Origin of the sequence: Paraburkholderia sp. BR14320 (genome assembly GCF_040948665.1) — a bacterium.
Lineage (GTDB): Bacteria > Pseudomonadota > Gammaproteobacteria > Burkholderiales > Burkholderiaceae > Paraburkholderia > Paraburkholderia youngii.
Map to the genome: position 1 here is coordinate 68,381 of NZ_JBFPKG010000011.1, position 16,777 is coordinate 85,157.

General features: G+C 64.2%; 13 protein-coding genes and 2 pseudogenes. 8 read left to right on the forward strand and 7 right to left on the reverse strand.

Annotation, left to right across the window (positions count from 1 at the left end; all coding sequences use genetic code 11):
* Positions 1-202: 202 nt before the first annotated feature.
* The 3 genes from AB3X89_RS13545 to AB3X89_RS13555 all read left to right on the forward strand — a co-directional run bounded on the left by AB3X89_RS13545 (position 203) and on the right by AB3X89_RS13555 (position 3,486).
* Positions 203-1,258: an aldo/keto reductase gene (locus tag AB3X89_RS13545; protein ID WP_368583733.1), complete on the forward strand. Its 1,056-nt coding sequence runs from the start codon at positions 203-205 to the stop codon at positions 1,256-1,258.
* 213 nt (positions 1,259-1,471) lie between these two features.
* Entirely contained in the window at positions 1,472-2,461 is a 990-nt protein-coding gene (locus AB3X89_RS13550) for a YncE family protein (RefSeq protein WP_368583817.1), read from the forward strand.
* A gap of 20 nt (positions 2,462-2,481) precedes the next feature.
* On the forward strand, positions 2,482-3,486 hold the full coding sequence (locus AB3X89_RS13555; protein ID WP_368583734.1) for a sterol desaturase family protein: 1,005 nt from the start codon (positions 2,482-2,484) through the stop codon (positions 3,484-3,486).
* Between the two features lie 76 nt (positions 3,487-3,562).
* Here the strand turns inward: AB3X89_RS13555 and AB3X89_RS13560 are convergent, their stop codons facing one another.
* The 3 genes from AB3X89_RS13560 to AB3X89_RS13570 form a co-directional block, all read right to left on the reverse strand.
* Complete coding sequence (locus AB3X89_RS13560) at positions 3,563-4,900, reverse strand: AAA-associated domain-containing protein (protein WP_368583735.1); 1,338 nt, start codon at positions 4,898-4,900, stop codon at positions 3,563-3,565.
* A gap of 4 nt (positions 4,901-4,904) precedes the next feature.
* Entirely contained in the window at positions 4,905-6,662 is a 1,758-nt protein-coding gene (locus AB3X89_RS13565) for an ABC transporter permease (RefSeq protein WP_368583736.1), read from the reverse strand.
* A 213-nt stretch (positions 6,663-6,875) separates the two neighbouring features.
* A complete protein-coding gene (locus tag AB3X89_RS13570; protein ID WP_368583737.1) occupies positions 6,876-7,016 on the reverse strand; it encodes a hypothetical protein in 141 nt (46 codons plus the stop codon).
* 1,007 nt (positions 7,017-8,023) lie between these two features.
* Between AB3X89_RS13570 and AB3X89_RS13575 the strand changes: the two genes are divergently transcribed.
* A complete protein-coding gene (locus AB3X89_RS13575; RefSeq protein WP_368583738.1) occupies positions 8,024-9,520 on the forward strand; it encodes a carbohydrate porin in 1,497 nt (498 codons plus the stop codon).
* A 143-nt stretch (positions 9,521-9,663) separates the two neighbouring features.
* On the opposite strand, the gene AB3X89_RS13580 is transcribed toward AB3X89_RS13575, so the two are convergent.
* Entirely contained in the window at positions 9,664-10,005 is a 342-nt protein-coding gene (locus AB3X89_RS13580) for a carboxymuconolactone decarboxylase family protein (protein ID WP_368583739.1), read from the reverse strand.
* Positions 10,006-10,121: 116 nt separating this feature from the next.
* Here AB3X89_RS13580 and AB3X89_RS13585 point away from each other — a divergent pair, with 116 nt between their 5' ends.
* Positions 10,122-11,099, forward strand: coding sequence for a cupin domain-containing protein (locus AB3X89_RS13585; RefSeq protein ID WP_368583740.1), 978 nt, complete (start codon positions 10,122-10,124; stop codon positions 11,097-11,099).
* Between the two features lie 27 nt (positions 11,100-11,126).
* Here the strand turns inward: AB3X89_RS13585 and AB3X89_RS13590 are convergent.
* Together AB3X89_RS13590 and AB3X89_RS13595 are read right to left on the reverse strand one after the other, a co-directional pair.
* A pseudogene (locus AB3X89_RS13590) lies at positions 11,127-11,698 on the reverse strand (aromatic acid exporter family protein).
* 73 nt (positions 11,699-11,771) lie between these two features.
* Positions 11,772-13,199 (reverse strand): PLP-dependent aminotransferase family protein, encoded by a 1,428-nt coding sequence (locus tag AB3X89_RS13595; RefSeq protein ID WP_368583741.1) that lies wholly within the window; start codon positions 13,197-13,199, stop codon positions 11,772-11,774.
* A 343-nt stretch (positions 13,200-13,542) separates the two neighbouring features.
* Here AB3X89_RS13595 and AB3X89_RS13600 point away from each other — a divergent pair, with 343 nt between their 5' ends.
* Complete coding sequence (locus AB3X89_RS13600) at positions 13,543-14,775, forward strand: NAD(P)/FAD-dependent oxidoreductase (protein ID WP_368583742.1); 1,233 nt, start codon at positions 13,543-13,545, stop codon at positions 14,773-14,775.
* Between the two features lie 35 nt (positions 14,776-14,810).
* A complete protein-coding gene (locus AB3X89_RS13605; RefSeq protein WP_368583743.1) occupies positions 14,811-15,959 on the forward strand; it encodes a branched-chain amino acid ABC transporter substrate-binding protein in 1,149 nt (382 codons plus the stop codon).
* Here the strand turns inward: AB3X89_RS13605 and AB3X89_RS13610 are convergent.
* Complete coding sequence (locus AB3X89_RS13610; RefSeq protein ID WP_368583818.1) at positions 15,929-16,321, reverse strand: EAL domain-containing protein; 393 nt, start codon at positions 16,319-16,321, stop codon at positions 15,929-15,931. The two genes, AB3X89_RS13605 and AB3X89_RS13610, sit on opposite strands and share 31 nt — an antisense overlap.
* On the opposite strand from AB3X89_RS13610, the pseudogene AB3X89_RS13615 reads away from it, so the two are divergent.
* Positions 16,304-16,562 (forward strand): annotated as a pseudogene (locus AB3X89_RS13615) (YadA C-terminal domain-containing protein); the annotation flags it as partial. The gene AB3X89_RS13610 and the pseudogene AB3X89_RS13615 overlap by 18 nt on opposite strands.
* Positions 16,563-16,777 lie beyond the last annotated feature (215 nt).

The following is a 16,777-nucleotide window of genomic DNA, read 5'->3' on the forward strand; positions in this document are numbered from 1 at the left end:
CCCGTTTTTGCGGTTGCGGGCCATTCGACGCTGACGACGCAATAGCGGTCAGTCTCGCAGGTTTTCGGCGCTCGTGTGCGGCGCGTTGGGCGTTGCGTAACTGCTGGAATTCGTAGTCTCGCCGCGTGCGCCCGTCCTGCCAGCCTCCGGCATTTGCAGTACGCTTCACAATTCTCCCTGTCCCCACGATGGAGCGTCGACGATGCGATATAACCAGTTGGGCCGTACCGGTGTGTTTGTATCGGAGTTGTGTTTGGGCACGATGACCTTCGGCGGTGGCGAAGGCATCTGGCGGCAGATCGGCGATCTGCAGCAAAGCGACGCGGAGCGGCTGGTCGGCCGGGCGCTCGACGCGGGCATCAATTTCATCGACACGGCCGACGTCTACTCGGGCGGCCTGTCCGAGCTCATCACGGGCAACGCGCTGAAGAATCTGAAAGTGCCGCGCGACAAGGTCGTGATCGCGACCAAGGTGTTCGGCCAGACGGGCGAGTTCGCGAACGCGCGCGGCGCGTCGCGCTATCACATCCTCGACGGCATCAAGGCGAGCCTGAAGCGTCTACAACTCGATCACGTCGACCTGTATCAGATCCACGGTTTCGATCCGGCCACGCCGATCGAAGAAACCGTGCGCGCCCTCGATACGCTCGTGCAGCACGGCCACGTGCGCTATGTCGGCGTGTCGAATTGGGCCGCATGGCAGATTGCGAAGGCGCTCGGCATCGCCGAGCGGCTCGGCGCCGCGCGCTTCGAAACGCTGCAGGCGTATTACACGCTCGCGGGCCGCGATGTCGAACGCGAACTCGTGCCGATGCTGCAAAGCGAAGGCCTCGGCCTGATGGTATGGAGTCCGCTCGCGGGCGGTTTTCTGAGCGGCAAATACGGACGTGAACAGCAGGGCGAAGCGGGCAGCCGTCGCACGACTTTCGATTTTCCGCCGGTCAATCGCGAACGCGCGTACGACTGCATCGACGTGATGCGCGAGATGGCCGCGGCGAAGACCGTGTCGGTCGCACAGATCGCGCTGGCGTGGCTGCTGCATCAGCGTGTCGTCAGCACGGTGATCGTCGGCGCGAAGAAAATCGAGCAGCTCGACGACAACATCGCGGCGACCAACGTCGCGTTATCCGCCGATGAGCTCGCGAAGCTCGCCGAGGTCAGCGCGCTGCCAGCCGAGTATCCGGGCTGGATGCTGGAGCGGCAGGGCGAGCAGCGCCGGCAACAACTGGCCGAGGTTCGGCACGTCGTGCAGCGATAGCGCGACGGCGTTCTCGCGAACGCTGAGGAAAGCCTGAATCGTCTTCGTTGGGCCGCGCGAATTTGATGCTCGCGCGGCGGCGACGGTCATCACATTTGCCACGCGATTGCGCGTAGACTTCATACGGCAGGTCGTCTTCCGCATCGGCCGCACCGATGCCCACGTGTCGTATTTCAGACTCCTATCCGGTTCGTGACATTCGCATTCGCTTCGATTACAAAAGCCGGCGCTTTCGCGGCGTTGGCTTGCTGTTCGCTGACAACGCCTCATCTCGCCCACGCCGCCGACAACGTGATCGTGCTCGACTCCGGCGAAGCGCAGCTCACGTTGATCGATCCCGTCACCCACAAAGTGATCGGCACCGAGCCGACCGGTAAGGAACCGCATCATCTGATGATCACGCCCGATGGCCGTTCGCTGATCGTCGCGGATGCGATTTCGAACGACCTGATGTTCGTCGACCCGCACAGCGGCCAGGTGCAACGCCGTGTCGAGGGCATCGAAGATCCGTACCAGCTCGGCTTTTCGCCCGACCACAAGTGGTTCGTCACCGCGGGCCTGCGGCTCGATCGCATCGATATCTATCACTACGATGGCGAGAGCGTGACGCTCACGAAGCGGATTGCGCTCGCGAAGACACCGAGCCACCTGACCTTTTCAGCCGATAACCGCACCGTGTTCGTCACGCTCCAGGACACCGGCGAGGTCGCGGCGATCGATCTGCCGACACAGTCAGTGTCGTGGAAGCTGCATGTAGGCAAGACGCCAGCCGGACTCTGGATGACGCCGGGCGATCGGTATCTGCTCGTCGGCATGACGGGTGAAGACAATGTCGCGGTGGTCGACTGGAAAAACCGCCAACTCGTGAAGAAGATCCACACGGGCCGCGGCGCGCACAACTTCCGCAATCTCGACGATGGCCAGCACATCGCCGTGTCGAATCGCGTGGAGAACACGATCAGCATTCTCGATTACAACACGCTGACCAAAGTGGCCGACATCACCGGTTTGATGCCGGCCCCTGACGACATGGAACTATCGGCGGACCGGCGCTATCTATGGGTCACGTTCCGCTTCGCGAGGCACGTCGGCGTCATCGATCTGAGCACGCATCGGCTGGTGGATACGATCGCGGTGGGGCGCTCGCCGCACGGACTGTATTTCGCCAACCGCGCGCCGGTCTACGCACCCAATCCCGACTGAGGCAACCCGAAAGGCTTTACATGTTTCACGAACTCGCCGCTCAACTCGACAACGGCATCTCAGCCCTGCAGACGCTGCTGTACGTCGACGTGGTCCAGCCGATCTTCTACCGCTTCAATCTGATGGGCTACGACGAAGACACTTACGACGCGCTCTACTGGGTGATCGTCGGCGCGTTGCAGATAGTCGTGTCGTATCTGCTGTTGCGCCCGCTCGAAGCGCTGCGCCCGGTGGAGACATGGTCGGACCGCAGGGCGCTGCGCGCGGACGTGATCTACACGTGGATCGCCAAGCTCGGCATCATCAATCTTGCATTCTTCTTTCTGCTACAGCCGTTCTTCAACCATTGGCAGAGCCTGATGGCGATCCACGACGTGCCCAAAATCGAGGTCGATGATTTGTGGCCGGGCGTCACCGATCAGCCGCTCGTGTCGTTTCTGATCTACCTGATCGCGCTCGATTTCGCCGGCTACTGGTGTCACCGCTGGCAACATCGGTTCGGCGTGTGGTGGGAACTGCATGCGGTTCATCACAGCCAGCGGCAGATGTCGCTGTGGGCCGACGACCGCAATCACTTTTTAGACGACATCTTGCAAGCGGTGTTTTTTGCGGCCATTGCGCTATTCATCGGCGTGCAGCCAAACCAGTTCGTCGTGCTCGTCGCGCTCGGCAATTTCATGCAGAGCGTGCAGCACGTGAATGCGCGCCTCGCGTATGGATGGCTGCTCGAACGGCTGATCGTGAGCCCGGCGTTTCATCGGCGGCATCATGCAATTGGCTATGGCCACGAAGGCACCCGCTACGGCTGCAACTTCGGCGTGCTGTTCCCGTGGTGGGACATGCTGTTCGGCACCGCGTCGTGGGCGCGCGCCGTCGAGCCGACCGGCATCCGCGATCAGTTGCCCGCGCCGCATGGCACCGCGCGCTCGTATGGGGATGGGCTGATCGCGCAGCAGTGGTACGCGTTCGGCCGCATCGCCGCGCGGCTGCGTGGCCGGCACGGTGCGGGCGAGATCAATCCGTGAAGGTCGGTGCGAACTGAAAAATGGCCGCGGAGCACCTCCGTCAGGTTATCCGCGGCCATGTCGTTTCGGTCCCCGCTCAGGTCTCGACATCCGCGAGACTGAAGGTTTCCGTCTTGTCGTTGTACGAGAAGATTTCCGCGTAACGGCCCCAGTCGATCACCGCATCGAGGGTTTCCTGCGCCGCGCTGTCGGACAGCAGGTCCTCGAGTTCCTGCTCGAAGCGCACGCGCGGCGCGCGATGTCCGGGCCGTTCGTTGAGCACCTTCCTGATTCGCGCGGCGAGCGGCACGCATTGCAACAGATGATCGGCGAACATGATCTTGCGCTCCTGCGTGCTGCCCTCGGCGAATCGATGCGCGGGCGGCGTGAGAAACACGTCGCCCTCGCTGACTTCGGCAAAGCCGAGGTACTGCAGCATCTCCGCGATCGGGAACAGGTCGTCGACTTCCAGCTGCAGCGTGCGCGCAATCTCGGGCATGTCGGCGCGGCCGTTATAGGGCGCTGCCGCAAGGGTTTCGATCAGACCAGCCATCAGGTTCGTCGACACGTTCGGCAACCAGCTGCCGGGTTCGAGTTCGCGCCTGGCCGCGGCTCCAGTGGGGCGCGCGGTCATCTTCGCGTAGATTTCGTCGACGAGCGCGCGAAAATCCGGGTCGAGCCGGTTGCGCGGATGCGCGAACGGCACCACGGTCTCGCCCACCACGCGCCCGGGGTTCGACGACAGTACGAGAATGCGATCGCACATGAACACGGCTTCCTCGATGTTGTGCGTGACGATCAGCACCGACTTGATCGGCATGCGGTCCTGGTTCCACAGGTCGAGCAGGTCGGTACGCAGCGTTTCGGCGGTCAGCACGTCGAGCGCGGAGAACGGCTCGTCCATCAGCAGGATGGTCGGATCGACGACGAGCGCGCGTGCGAAGCCGACGCGCTGGCGCATGCCGCCCGACAGTTCGCGCGGATACGCGTTTTCAAAGCCGTCGAGGCCGATCAGATCGATCGCCGCGAGCGCGCGCGTGCGCCGCTCCTCGACGCCGACGCCGAGCGCCTCCAGCCCCGCTTCGACGTTCTGCAGCACCGTCAGCCACGGAAACAACGCGAAGGTCTGGAACACCATCGCGACGCCCTCGGCTGGACCGTCGAGCGGCTTGCCCAGATAGGTCACATTGCCGCTCGTCGGCCGGATCAAACCGGCGATGATACGCAGCAGCGTCGACTTGCCCGAGCCCGAGCGGCCGAGCAGTCCGACGATCTCGCCCTCGCGCAGCGTCAGATTCACGTCGTCGAGCACCAGCAGCTCGCTCTGATTTTTATGGAAGCCGCGGCTCACGTGCTCGATGTTCAGCACTTGCGCGCCCAGGCGCGGCGACGACTGTGGCAGGTCGGCGGGAATGGCTTGAATGACGTTTTGCATGGGTTCACTCCTGGTCGAGTCGGAGCCTTGATTCGGCGAAGGCATACAGGGGGCGCCACAGCGCGCGGTTGAACAGCGTGACGAATAGCGCCATCACGGCGACGCCAAGGATGATTTTCGGAAAGTCGCCGGCGGCGGTCGTCTCGGCGATATAGGCGCCGAGGCCGTGTGCGACCACATTGGTATCGCCCCACTGGACGAACTCGGACACGATGCTCGCGTTCCACGCGCCGCCCGATGCGGTGATCGCGCCGGTCACGTAGTAAGGGAACACGCCCGGCAGCATCACCTGGCGCCACCATTGCCAGCCGCGGATGCGGAAATTGGTGGCCGCCTCGCGGTAGTCGTTCGGATAGGCGGTCGCGCCCGCGATCACGTTGAACAGGATGTACCACTGCGTGCCGAGCACGATCAGCGGCGACAGCCAGATATCCGGATTCAGATGAAAGCGCACGATCACGATCACGAATACCGGGAACAGCAGATTCGCGGGAAACGCGGCGAGAAATTGCGCGAGCGGCTGGACCTTCTCGGCGAGCGCCGGACGCAGGCCGATCAACACGCCGATCGGCACCCAGATCAGCGACGAGATCGCGATCAGCACGGCGACGCGCAGCAGCGTGATGAGCCCGAGCAGGAACACGTGACCGACCTCGTCGAGCGTCACGCCGGTACGCACATAGGCGACGACGCGATAGATCACATAGACCGTCAGCACGAATACGAGCACGGCCCACACGATGTCTGCGACGCGTGTCGACGTGTCGCTGCGCGCTCGGCTGGCACGCCGGACGCTCGCGAAAGGCACACGCAAAGGGATGCGCGCGGTGCTCGCGAGCATCACGCCCGCCGGCGTCAGCAACTGGTGAATCAGACGTGTGCGCCGCATCATGTCGAGCAGCCAGGACTGCGGCGCGTTGCCCGAACTCGTGGTCTCCATGCGGAACTTGTCGGCCCACGCGACGAGCGGACGGAACAGCAGCTGGTCATAGGCGAGGATCACGACCGTCATCGCGAGGATGACCCAGCCGATCGCGTGCAGGTTCTTGTCGCTGATCGCCTGCGCCAGGTAGGCGCCGATGCCCGGCAGCGTAATCGTGTTGTTGCCGACCGTAATCGCTTCGGAAGCCACCACGAAGAACCAGCCGCCCGACATCGACATCATCATGTTCCAGATCAGGCCCGGCATCGAGAACGGCACTTCGAGCTTCCAGAAGCGCTGCCACGAGGTCAGGTGAAAGCCGCGCGACACTTCATCGAGGTCGCGCGGCACCGTGCGCAGCGACTGGTAGAAGCTGAACGTCATGTTCCACGCCTGGCTCGTGAAGATCGCGAAGATCGCGGCGAGCTCGGCGCCGAGCACACGGCCCGGGAACATCGCGAGGAAGAAGGTCACCGTAAACGAGATGTAGCCGAGCACCGGCACCGACTGCAGGATGTCGAGAATCGGCACCAGCACGAGGCCGGCGCGGCGGCTCCTGGCGGCCAGCGTGCCGTAGACCAGCGTGAAGATCAGCGAGGCGACCATCGCCGCGAGCATGCGCAGCGTGGTGCGCATCGCGTACTCGGGCAGGTTGGCCGGATCGAGCGAGATCGCCTGGGTCTTTAGCGTCGACATCGGCGCGAGCGTCTCGTGAAAGCCGATCGACGCCATCGCGATCAGGCAGATGATCAGCGGAAAGGCAACGAAGTCCCAGCCGTTTGGAAGCAGCCGCCGGGCGGATGCATTGGCGGTGCGGTTCAGATTGAAACCGAACTCCATCAATCACCTCCGTGGCCGTGAGTATTTGTGAGCAGCGAAGTCGTGACGCCGTACAGGGTGGTCGCCTGCGCATCGATTCGCGACGGATCGTTGAGTTGGAACATGACGAATTGCAAGTTGATAAAAGGACTGTTCAGCAAACAACGGTCACGACGAGGCAACACCACAATCTTTCGATGATGGCGTTGATTCGTGACACCAGCTTGGCAGAACTTAAGAGAACAGCGAGCCGATGCGGCGCCACAGCGTGGCGAGCCGATTCGATCGGACCGGAGCGAGCGATAGAAGCGACTCGTAGTGAGCACGCGACTCGTTGCGATAAGGCAGATGCGGCAAAAGCAGAGCGAAATTCATGACGTTTCTCCGCGCGTCGTGTGCGACGCGGCAAGCGGAAAGCGGGCAGACGGTCCAACGTCGCACGCTTGGCGCGGCGTCAGGATGCTAGCTGCTTTCCTTCTGTAAGGCTGAAGGCAAGGGGCATAAACAACAACTGTCACCGTCGGGCATGTCGGCTCCTCGTCGGGTTGAACTGCGCGCAGGCGCGCAGCGTGGTTCTGCCGGACTCGCCCGAACCCGTGAGCAGGCGCGGGTAGGGGCGAGCGTCGGCCGCAAACCAGAAGGCTTGCGAGGGCGTGCCAGTGCGGACGAGCGAAGGCCGCGTCCACATGGCGCTAATGATCGAGGTGCACGAAGGAGCTTTGCTACGGCGCGCACCGTTCTGCCTGCTGGCGGAACGGCGGCGCGAGGAAGAGGGCGCGGACGTTCTGCCGGTCAGGCAGTGAAACTGTTCGAAGATTGACTACTGCAGGTGTCCAAGGCATCAGCCTCATTCGGGAAGACGGGCGAATTCTAGACGCGGTAAAAACCCGGAGTCAACCTGGTTCTGTAAGCAGAGCCAACATTTTTCAACGAAGGCTTGCCCGACGAGTTTGAGAATCATTGCGCGAGCCCCCAAGAACCCGATGTCGTCTTTGCGCGATTTTTACTTGCGCTTTTGCGGAGCATGTCAATACAATCCGCCCCAACGTATCGAAGGAGTCGTCCATGGACCCTTGTCCAGAAAGCGGAAGTCCGATGCCGGCCAGCGCCGGCAGCACCACCGCGAGATAGTCGCCGCAGGTTCACTCCTTCGCCGCTAACTCGCCCCAAGTCGGGTTAGCGCGCTTCAATTCCAAGCGGCCTTGCTGCCGGTTTTCTGTAGCACGCCTGCTCTTTTTTGATCGTCGTCTGCGAGCCTGCCTGCTCAGGCGGTTGTGCTTTCGCATTTGCGCTTGCTGTTTGCCGGATCTTTCGCACACCTCGGTGCGCATGTGCGAATCACGACGGAGCGATCCGCCCATAACTCCAATCCCCAATAACCGATGAAAAATATCGACAAGCGCAGACTACTGGGCTCCGGCGGTTCCATCGCGGTGACTGCGGTCCTTTCTCTCGGCCTCGTTCCTTGCGGGTTCGCGCAGACACCCGGCGAAGCCACGCCTGCGCAAACAGCACCATCGACTGCACCGGCCGCACCGGTTCCCGGCGCCGCGGACAACGCGGCGCCCGCCGATCAGACCGTCGCAGCGCCGAGCGGATTATGGGAGCGCTCGAACCTGTTCGGCGAAATGGGCGGCCTGCGTCCCTGGCTCGGCAACTACGGTGTGACGTTCAATCTGCAGGAGACCAGCGAGTACATGGGCCACCTGTCGGGCGGCACGAATCGCGGCGGTGCCTATCAAGGCTTGACCGGGTTCGGACTCGTCGTCGATACGGAAAAGGCCTTCGGATTGCCGGGCGGCACCTTCAATGTCTCCGGTCTGCAGATTCACGGCACGAGCCTGACCGCCAGAAATCTGCAAACACTGCAAACCGCGAGCGGGATCGAAGCCGACGCCGCCACCCGTCTGTGGGAACTGTGGTATCAGCAGTCGCTCGGCAACGTCGATGTGAAGATCGGCCAGCAGAGTCTCGACCAGGAGTTCATGGTCAGCCAGTACGCAGCCACCTTCATGAACGCAACGTTTGGCTGGCCGGTGCTGCCGGCCGTCGATCTGCCCGCGGGCGGGCCGGCCTATCCGCTGTCGTCGCTCGGTGTGAGGGCGCGCGCATCGTTCGCGAACGGCGTCACAGTGTTGGGCGGCGTATTCGACGGCAATCCGGCGCCAGGCGTCGGCGATCCGCAAAAGCTCAACGCGAGCGGCACGAACTTCAATCTCGGCAACGGCGCGCTCGTGATCGGCGAATTGCAGTACGCGATCAACCAGCCGTCGGCGAATTCTTCGGATCCGAGGCCGGCTGGCCTGCCGGGCACCTACAAGCTCGGCTTCTGGTACAACAGCAACCACTTCGCGGATCAGGGTTTCGACACCGGCGGCCTGTCGCTGGCGAATCCGGCGAGCAACGGCGTGCCGACGAGTCATCGCGGCAACTACAGCTTCTACGCAGTCGCCGATCAGATGGTGTGGCGCGCGGGCCCCGACAGTCCGCAGTCGGTCGGCGTGTTCGCTCGCATCATGGGTGCGCCGGGCGATCGCAATCTGGTCGATCTCGGCGTCAACGCGGGCGTCACGCTAAAGGCGCCGTTCAAGGGCCGCGACAACGATGTGGTCGGGCTCGCGCTCGGCTATGCAAAGATCGGCTCGCACGCGCAGAATCTGGCGAGCGCGCAGGCGTTGTACACGCCGGGCTATCCGTCGCGCAGCGCGGAGACCGTGCTCGAAGCCACCTATCAATACCAGGTCGCGCCGTGGTGGATGCTGCAAGCGGACTTCCAGTACTTCTGGCGGCCGGGCGGCGGGATTCCGGACCCGGACGATTCGTCCCAGCGCATCAGGAACGAAGCGGTTCTCGGCTTGCGCACGACGATCCAGTTCTGACGAAAGGTCGCGAGCAGGCTGATACGCGCTTCATCAATTGCTTCAACAAAGGCCGCGCGCCGCATCGCCGAACATGATCGGCCGATGCGGCGTGTTACGCCAAACGATGATTTAGCGAGCGCCCCGGCTCATCATCGACTCGCTTACCCCTGCGTATGCGCGGCGACCGCGTCCAGCGTGCGAGCCGAGTACACCAGCGTCGCGCCCGCGTTGACCGCCATCGCGACGCCGAGCGCTTCGGCGATTTCCTCGCGGGTCGCGCCGTGCTTCAGCGCCTCGGCCGTATGGACCGTGATACAGCCGTCACAGCGCAGGCTCACCGCAACCGCGAGCGCAATCAGCTCGCGCGTCTTCGCACCGAGCAGATCGGTCTTCTGACCGGCGCTCGACATCGCCTGATACGCCTTCACGCTCTCCGGCGCGAGTTTCGACATTTCGCCGATACGGCCGAACAGTTCCTTGCGGTAATCGATCCAGTTCAACATGGCAGTGCTCCTTGGTCTGTTGCGCGACGGCGGTTGCCGTCGTCGTGGAAACAGTATTGCGCCGCGCCGCGATATCCTGAATACTCATTCCACTCAACTTTTAGCGCGCTCGTCTCATGGACACGCTCAGTCGCCTGATCGACCTTGCCCGCCCGCAAGCGAGCCTCGATCTTCGCTGCCTGCTATCGGGCGCATTCGATATCGATCACGCACCGCTGGAGGGGGGTGTCGCGCCGTTTCATCTGGTGCTCGACGGCAGTTGCGTGATCGAGACCGCGGCCGGCGCGCAACTCGAACTGAAGGCTGGCGATTTCATGATGTTTCCGCGTGGCGCCGCGCATCGCGTGCGCGACGTGATGCGCTCGGCGGGCGGCCTGCCGCTGACGCTCGGGCACGACGGCATGCTGCCGGTGCGGCGCAACGATGGTGAGGAAGCCGCCACATCCGCGCAGACGCCCAACCACACCGCGATTCATGACGGCGTCGATCTGCTGTGCGGCCGCTTCGTCTATGCGCCCGGTACGTCGGCGTTGCTGCTCAATGCGCTGCCCGATCCGCTGCACGTGTCGCTCGGGGACGCGCAAACGCTCGATGCGTTGCAAACGGTGATCACCTTGATGCGCAGTGAAGCGGCGCGGCGTCAGCCTGGCGCGCTCACCATCGTGACGGCCTTGAGCCACGCGCTGTTCGCGATGGCACTGCGCGTGCACGGCGAGCGCAATGCGAACAGCGCCGGCATGCTCGCGTTGCTGACGGACGGACGGCTCGGCGCATCGGTGCAAGCGATGCTCGACGCGCCCGAACGCGCGTGGACCATCTCTGAACTCGGCGAGCGCGCCGCGATGTCGCGCGCGACCTACGCGCGCCGCTTCAACGAGCGCGCGGGCGTGACCGTGATGGATTTTCTGACGCAGATCCGCATGGCGATCGCCAGCGACCTGCTGTTGCGCACGCAACGCAGCGCCGCGGACATCGGCGAGGCGGTCGGCTATCAGTCGGAGGCGGCGTTCGGCAAGGCGTTCGCGCAAAGCGTCGGCGTGACGCCGGGACGCTACCGGCGCCGCACGCAAACGGACGATGCTCCGGACGACTGACCAAAGAATCGACGCGCGCGTGTGATTCTATTTGGGCGTTTCGCCCTTTCTGAACGCACGTCTTTCGAGCGACGCCATCAGCCGCGCGACCACGAGCGCGCAGACCGTCCCGAGCGTCACTTCGGCAAGCCGCAGAAAGGCCTTGTCCCACGCGGGACCGATGCCTGGCACCAGCAGCATGATCGTAGCCGTGATGCCGCCGAGGCGCGCCGCGCTGCCGACGTTGACGACCCAGCAGATCAGGATCGCGGCCGCGACGGTCGCCGCGTACGCGGCAAAATGGCCGCCGCCCAAGAGCGTGCCGATCAGCCCGCAGATGCCGCCGACCATCGCGCCGATGAACTGGTCGCGCGACAGCTTGCGAGTGTCGATATAGCTGTGCTGGCTCACCGCGATCGCGGTGATCGCGGCCCAGAACGCCTGCTCGGTGTGCAGCGCGCGGCCGATGCCGAACGCCAGACTCGCGCCCGCCACCGCCTGCACGGCCATGAAGCCACCCTCGATCAAGCGGTCGCCGAGCGGCAGCGTCTTCAGGAACGCGAACAGCGCATCGGCGGCGGCGTGCGCGAGGAGGGGCTTGAATCGTCGGACGGAGTCATCGGATGAAGGCGGCTCGGCAGGGGCAGGGTCGTGCCGTATTCTAGCGGCTCCGCCCGACGCCTCCACCGCAGTCTAGATCGTGCCGAACAGCGCGCGCGGCCGGTCGCGCAGCGTGTGCGCGAGAATTTGCAGGCCGCGCGTCAATTGCTCGCGCGACTCGGCGCAAGCGAGATTGATGCGCACGCCGTGTTCGACCGTCGAGCGATCCACCGCGAACGCGGAGGCCGGCATCGTGTTGACGCCGCGCGCGAGCGCATTGGCCGCGAAGTCGTCCGAGCGCCACGGCGGCGGCACGCGCAACCACACGAACATGCATGCGGGATCGCTCTTCAGATGCTCGGCGGGCAGCAATTCGCGCGCGATCTCCTGGCGCGCGCGCAACTCGGCGCGTTGCGCGTCGAGGATCGTCTGCGCGGTGCCGTCCTCGATCCAGCGCGTGGCGATCAGCGTCGACAGCGGCGCGGGCATCCACGCGGTCGTGCGCACCGCTTCCGCGGCCAGCGCCGCGCCATGCGGCGGCGTGTGCAGATAGCCTATGCGCAGGCCCGGTGCGAGGATCTTCGACGTCGACGTGATGTGGAAGGTCAACTCGGGGCACAGGCTCGCAATCGTCGGCAGGCGCGCTTGCAGCAGCGGGCCGTACACGTCATCTTCAATGATCACGATGTGATGCCGGCGCGCGATGTCGGCGAGCGCCGCGCGGCGCGCGAGGCTCATCGTCACGACGGTCGGGTTCTGCAGATTCGGCACCGTGAAGATCGCCTTCACGCGCCGATGCCGGCACGCGTCTTCGAGACGGTCGGGCAGCAGCCCTTCGTCGTCGCTCGGAATGCCGACGAGTTCGAACTGAAACACCGGCGCCAGGGCTTTCAGGCCGTAGTAGGTCAGCTGATCCGACAGGATCACGCCTTCATGTCCCATCAGGCTGCTCAGCACCGCATACAGGCCATGCTGCGCGCCGCTCGTCACGACCACGCTGTCGGCGCCGGGCGTGAAGCCGGGCGCGGCGAGCCATTGCGCGCCCGCGGCCCGCGCCCATTCGGGGCCCTGCGGCGGCTGATATTCCTGAGTCTGCGGATAGCGGGGATCGTGCGCGATCTGCGCCATCGTCCGCGCGAGCTGGGTGAGGAATTCACCGGTGGCAGGCCGGTTCACGGTCAGGTCGAGCACGGCGTTCGCGTCGGCGTGGCCGCTTGCCGATGTGTTGTCACCGCGGGCATGCACGGCAGGCATGGCGCCGCCGGTGACGATCGAGCCGCGCCGCTTGCTCGCGACGATCAGCCCTCGCGCCTGCAACTCCTTGTACGCGCGCGACACGGTGGAGACATTCAGGCCCAGCTCCAACGCGAGTTCGCGCTGCGGCGGCAGACGGCTGCCCGGCGGGTAGAGGCCGCTGCGGACTTTTTCCTCGAGGCTGCGCGACACTTCGAGATAAGTCGGCTGACGGCCCTTTGTCTGGAGAACGTCCTCACCGTTTGTGTGGTCAATTGCGCTTTTCATCCAGCGTGAATCTCCATACAAAAACTCGTCCGTGCGTGCGGGACAAGCCAATACTAAACCCCTTCGGAGTCGGATCGGCAACCGGAAGTACCTCGAACTGCACGATGCCAGCCCGTTTCGCTCGGGGAAAGTACCTAAGTCCACACAAAGCCAGATTAATTGCACACAAAAAAACTTTGTGTGAGTATTAAATCATGATTTGTGTGGCGCTGTGTCCAAAGACAACGCGCAACTGTAGTACAGGAGGGACGGTCGTGACAGAGCAGCAGAGCACGCTCCTGCCGGTCGGTGCATCCGGCGCAAGTTCGGGTCGGGCGGCCAGTGCGGCCGGCCGGCGAGCGCGATGAGCGAAGTCGCCGTGCTGGGCGCGGGCTTCATCGGCGTGTCGAGCGCCTACTGGCTGATGCGCGACGGTCACCACGTCACGCTGTTCGACGCACTGGGTCCGGGCGAGGCCACGTCATATGGCAATGCGGGCACGTTCGCCAACTATGGCTGCATTCCGGTGAACAACCCGGCGGTGTTCCGCAATCTGCCGCGTTTCCTGTTTTCGCCGACGAGTCCGCTGCGGATTCGCTGGCGCTATCTGCCGCAACTCGCGCCCTGGCTCGCGCGCTTTCTATGGGCGTCGATGCCGCGGCGCTACGAGCACAGCGCTCAAGCGCTCGCAAGCCTGCTGTCGCGCGCGTTCGACGGTTACCGCGAGATGCTCGAAAGCGACGACCTGTCGCGCTTCGTGCGGCCGCGCGAATGCCTGTACCTGTATTCGAATGCGGCGTCGTTCGACGCGGCCCAGCCGTCGCTCGCGTTGCGCCGCTCGCTCGGCGTGCGCTTCGAAAACTTCGACCGCGCCGGCATCGCCGCACTCGAACCGAATCTCGCGCCGATCTTTGCGCACGGCACGTTGTTCAACGGCAGCTGGTTCCTCGGCGACCCGCGCGGCTTTCTGCAGGCGCTGCACGCGGCGTTGCTCGCTCGCGGTCTCAGGCATGAGCGCGTCGCGGTTCGCGCGCTGGTGCCGGGCACCGCCAGCGTGCGCATCGTCGACGAAGCGGGTCGCGCATACGATGCCGCGCAAGCGGTCGTCTGTGCCGGCGCATTTTCCGGCCGCTTTGCGCGCCAATGCGGCGACCGCGTACCGCTCGATACCGAGCGCGGCTATCACGTGCGCTTCCCCGGCACTTCGTCGCTGATTTCACGGCCGTGCGGCTGGGCCGAGCGCGGCTTCTACATGGTGCCGATGGACGGCGGCATCCGCGCGGCGGGCACCGTCGAACTGGGCGGCTATGGACCGCAGCGCAATGCCGCGCTGCTCGATCTGATCACGCGCTCCGCGCGGCTCGCGCTGCCGCAATTGACGCAGCCTGATAGCGACTGGCTCGGTTTCCGGCCGAGCCTGCCCGACGGTCTGCCGGTCGTCGGAGCGTCGAGCGCGTCGCCGCGCGTCGTCTACGCATTCGGTCATCAGCATCTGGGCGTCACGCTGGGCGGCGTGACGGGCAGCGTCGTCGCCGATCTGGTGGCGGGACGCGTGCCGCCGGTCGATCTCGCGCCTTATAGCCCGCGTCGTTTTTAATCACCGCAACTGCTGCACGGAAGAGGACGGACATCATGAAACGCAGAAACCTGGTTGTCGCACTCGCCCTTGGGATGTTGTGCGCGCATGCGCCGTCGTACGGCGCCGAGCCGCAAATCGTCAAGATCGGCTTCGTCGGACCGCTGACCGGACCGGTCGCGCGGGTCGGCAAGGATCTGCAGAACGGCGCGCAGCTCGCGGTGGATGAAGCGAACGCGAAGCATCCGATGATCGGCGGCAAACCCGTCAAATATGTGCTCGACGTGCAGGACGATCAGGCCGATCCGCGCATCGCGATCCAGGTCGCGCAGAAGCTCGTCGACGACGGCGCGGTCGGCGTGATCGGCCATTACAACTCGGGCTGCAGCATTCCGGCCTCGGCCGTCTATCACACGGCGAACGTCGCGATGATCACGCCGGGCTCGACGAATCCGGCGCTCACGGCACAGGGTTTCGCGAACGTATTCCGCACGATGGGTCACGACGGCGTGGGCGGTGTGATTGCAGGCGAGTTCGCGGTGCAGCAGTTGAAGGCGAAGCGCATCGGCATCATCGACGATCGCACCGCGTTCGGCCAGGGTCTCGCCGATGCCTTCGAGAAGGGCGCGAAGCAGGCGAACGGCAATGTCGTCGATCGCGAATTCACGAACGACAAGGCGGTCGATCTGCGCGCGATCCTGACTTCGTTGAAGCAGAAAAACGTCGACCTGATCTTTTTCGGCGGACTCGACGAGCAGGGCGCGATGCTGGTCAAGCAGATGCGCTCGCTCGGCATGCCCGCGCAACTGTTTGGCGCGGGGGCGCTGAAGAGCAACGCGTTCCTGCAGATTGCGGGCAACGCGGGCGAGGGCACGCGCGATCTCGAGCCCGGTCCTGCGCTCGACAAGCTGCCGTCCGCGCAGGAGTTCGGCAAGCGCTACAAGGCGCGTTTCAATCAGGACGTCGAGCTGTATGCGCCGTTCGCCTACGACGCCGCGCTGGCGATGATTCAGGCGATTCAGAACGCGGACTCGCTCGATCGCGCGAAGATCGTCGCGGCTTTCCCGAAAGTGAACATAACGGGGGTGACGGGGAAAATCGCGTTCGATCCGCATGGAGATCTGATCAAGCCGCCTTATACGCTGTTCGAGGTGCAGCAGGGACAGTGGAAGAGTCAGCGGACCGTGGGCGGGAGCGGAGTGTAAGGATGGTCCCGGCCGGGCCGGTGATGGCGGCGGTGCATTTGTGGCGTGCCGCCGCGGGCCTCGGCCGCGATCGTTTCGCCGTCAAAACCTGAGGGCTGGAATGCGCATCTGGTCAAAGAACGAGGCCACGCCGCGCAACCAGCTTGTCTATCTGTTCGGCTGCGATCGACGGCCGTTTCGACACCCTCTACGACGACCCGCTTCCCAAGTCGTCTTCCAAGCTCGATCAGCGATTCGACCACGACTCTCGAATTCGCATCGTCCCGAACATCGCGCATGAACCTGCGGTCCAGCTTCAACGTGTCGATGCCGGGATGGTGAAGAATGCTGAGAGACCAGCACCCCGCGCCGAAGTCGTCGATCGCGACGCTTACACCACATTCTCGCCGGCATCGCCGGCGCGACCGCGTTGACGATGATCCCTGACGTCGACCCCAGCAGGACCCTCGCGGTCGGAATCGGCTCGGGCAACTACAAGGGCTACACAGCCCGGTTGCGATCGGCTTCCCTGCGCGCGTGACCGACAACCTGAAGGTCAAGGGCGGCGTCAGTACGAGCGCTTCGGGCAGTGTGGTGGGCGCCGGTGTCGGATATCAGTGGTGACACGGACCGTTCGAACATAGTCGGGGGGCCGACCACGCTAGATGACCCCCCCTTCGAAAACGCCATCCCCCCTCCGCGAAGGGGGGGATTTGAAAAGCGACTGGCTCTATCGTTCTTCTCGAAATTCACAAGGCCTACGGGACCGGCTCAACTGGCCGCTCAAGCTTACCCGGTGCCGTATGCGATTTGTAGGTTGGCTTTTTCGTCCTGTTTGA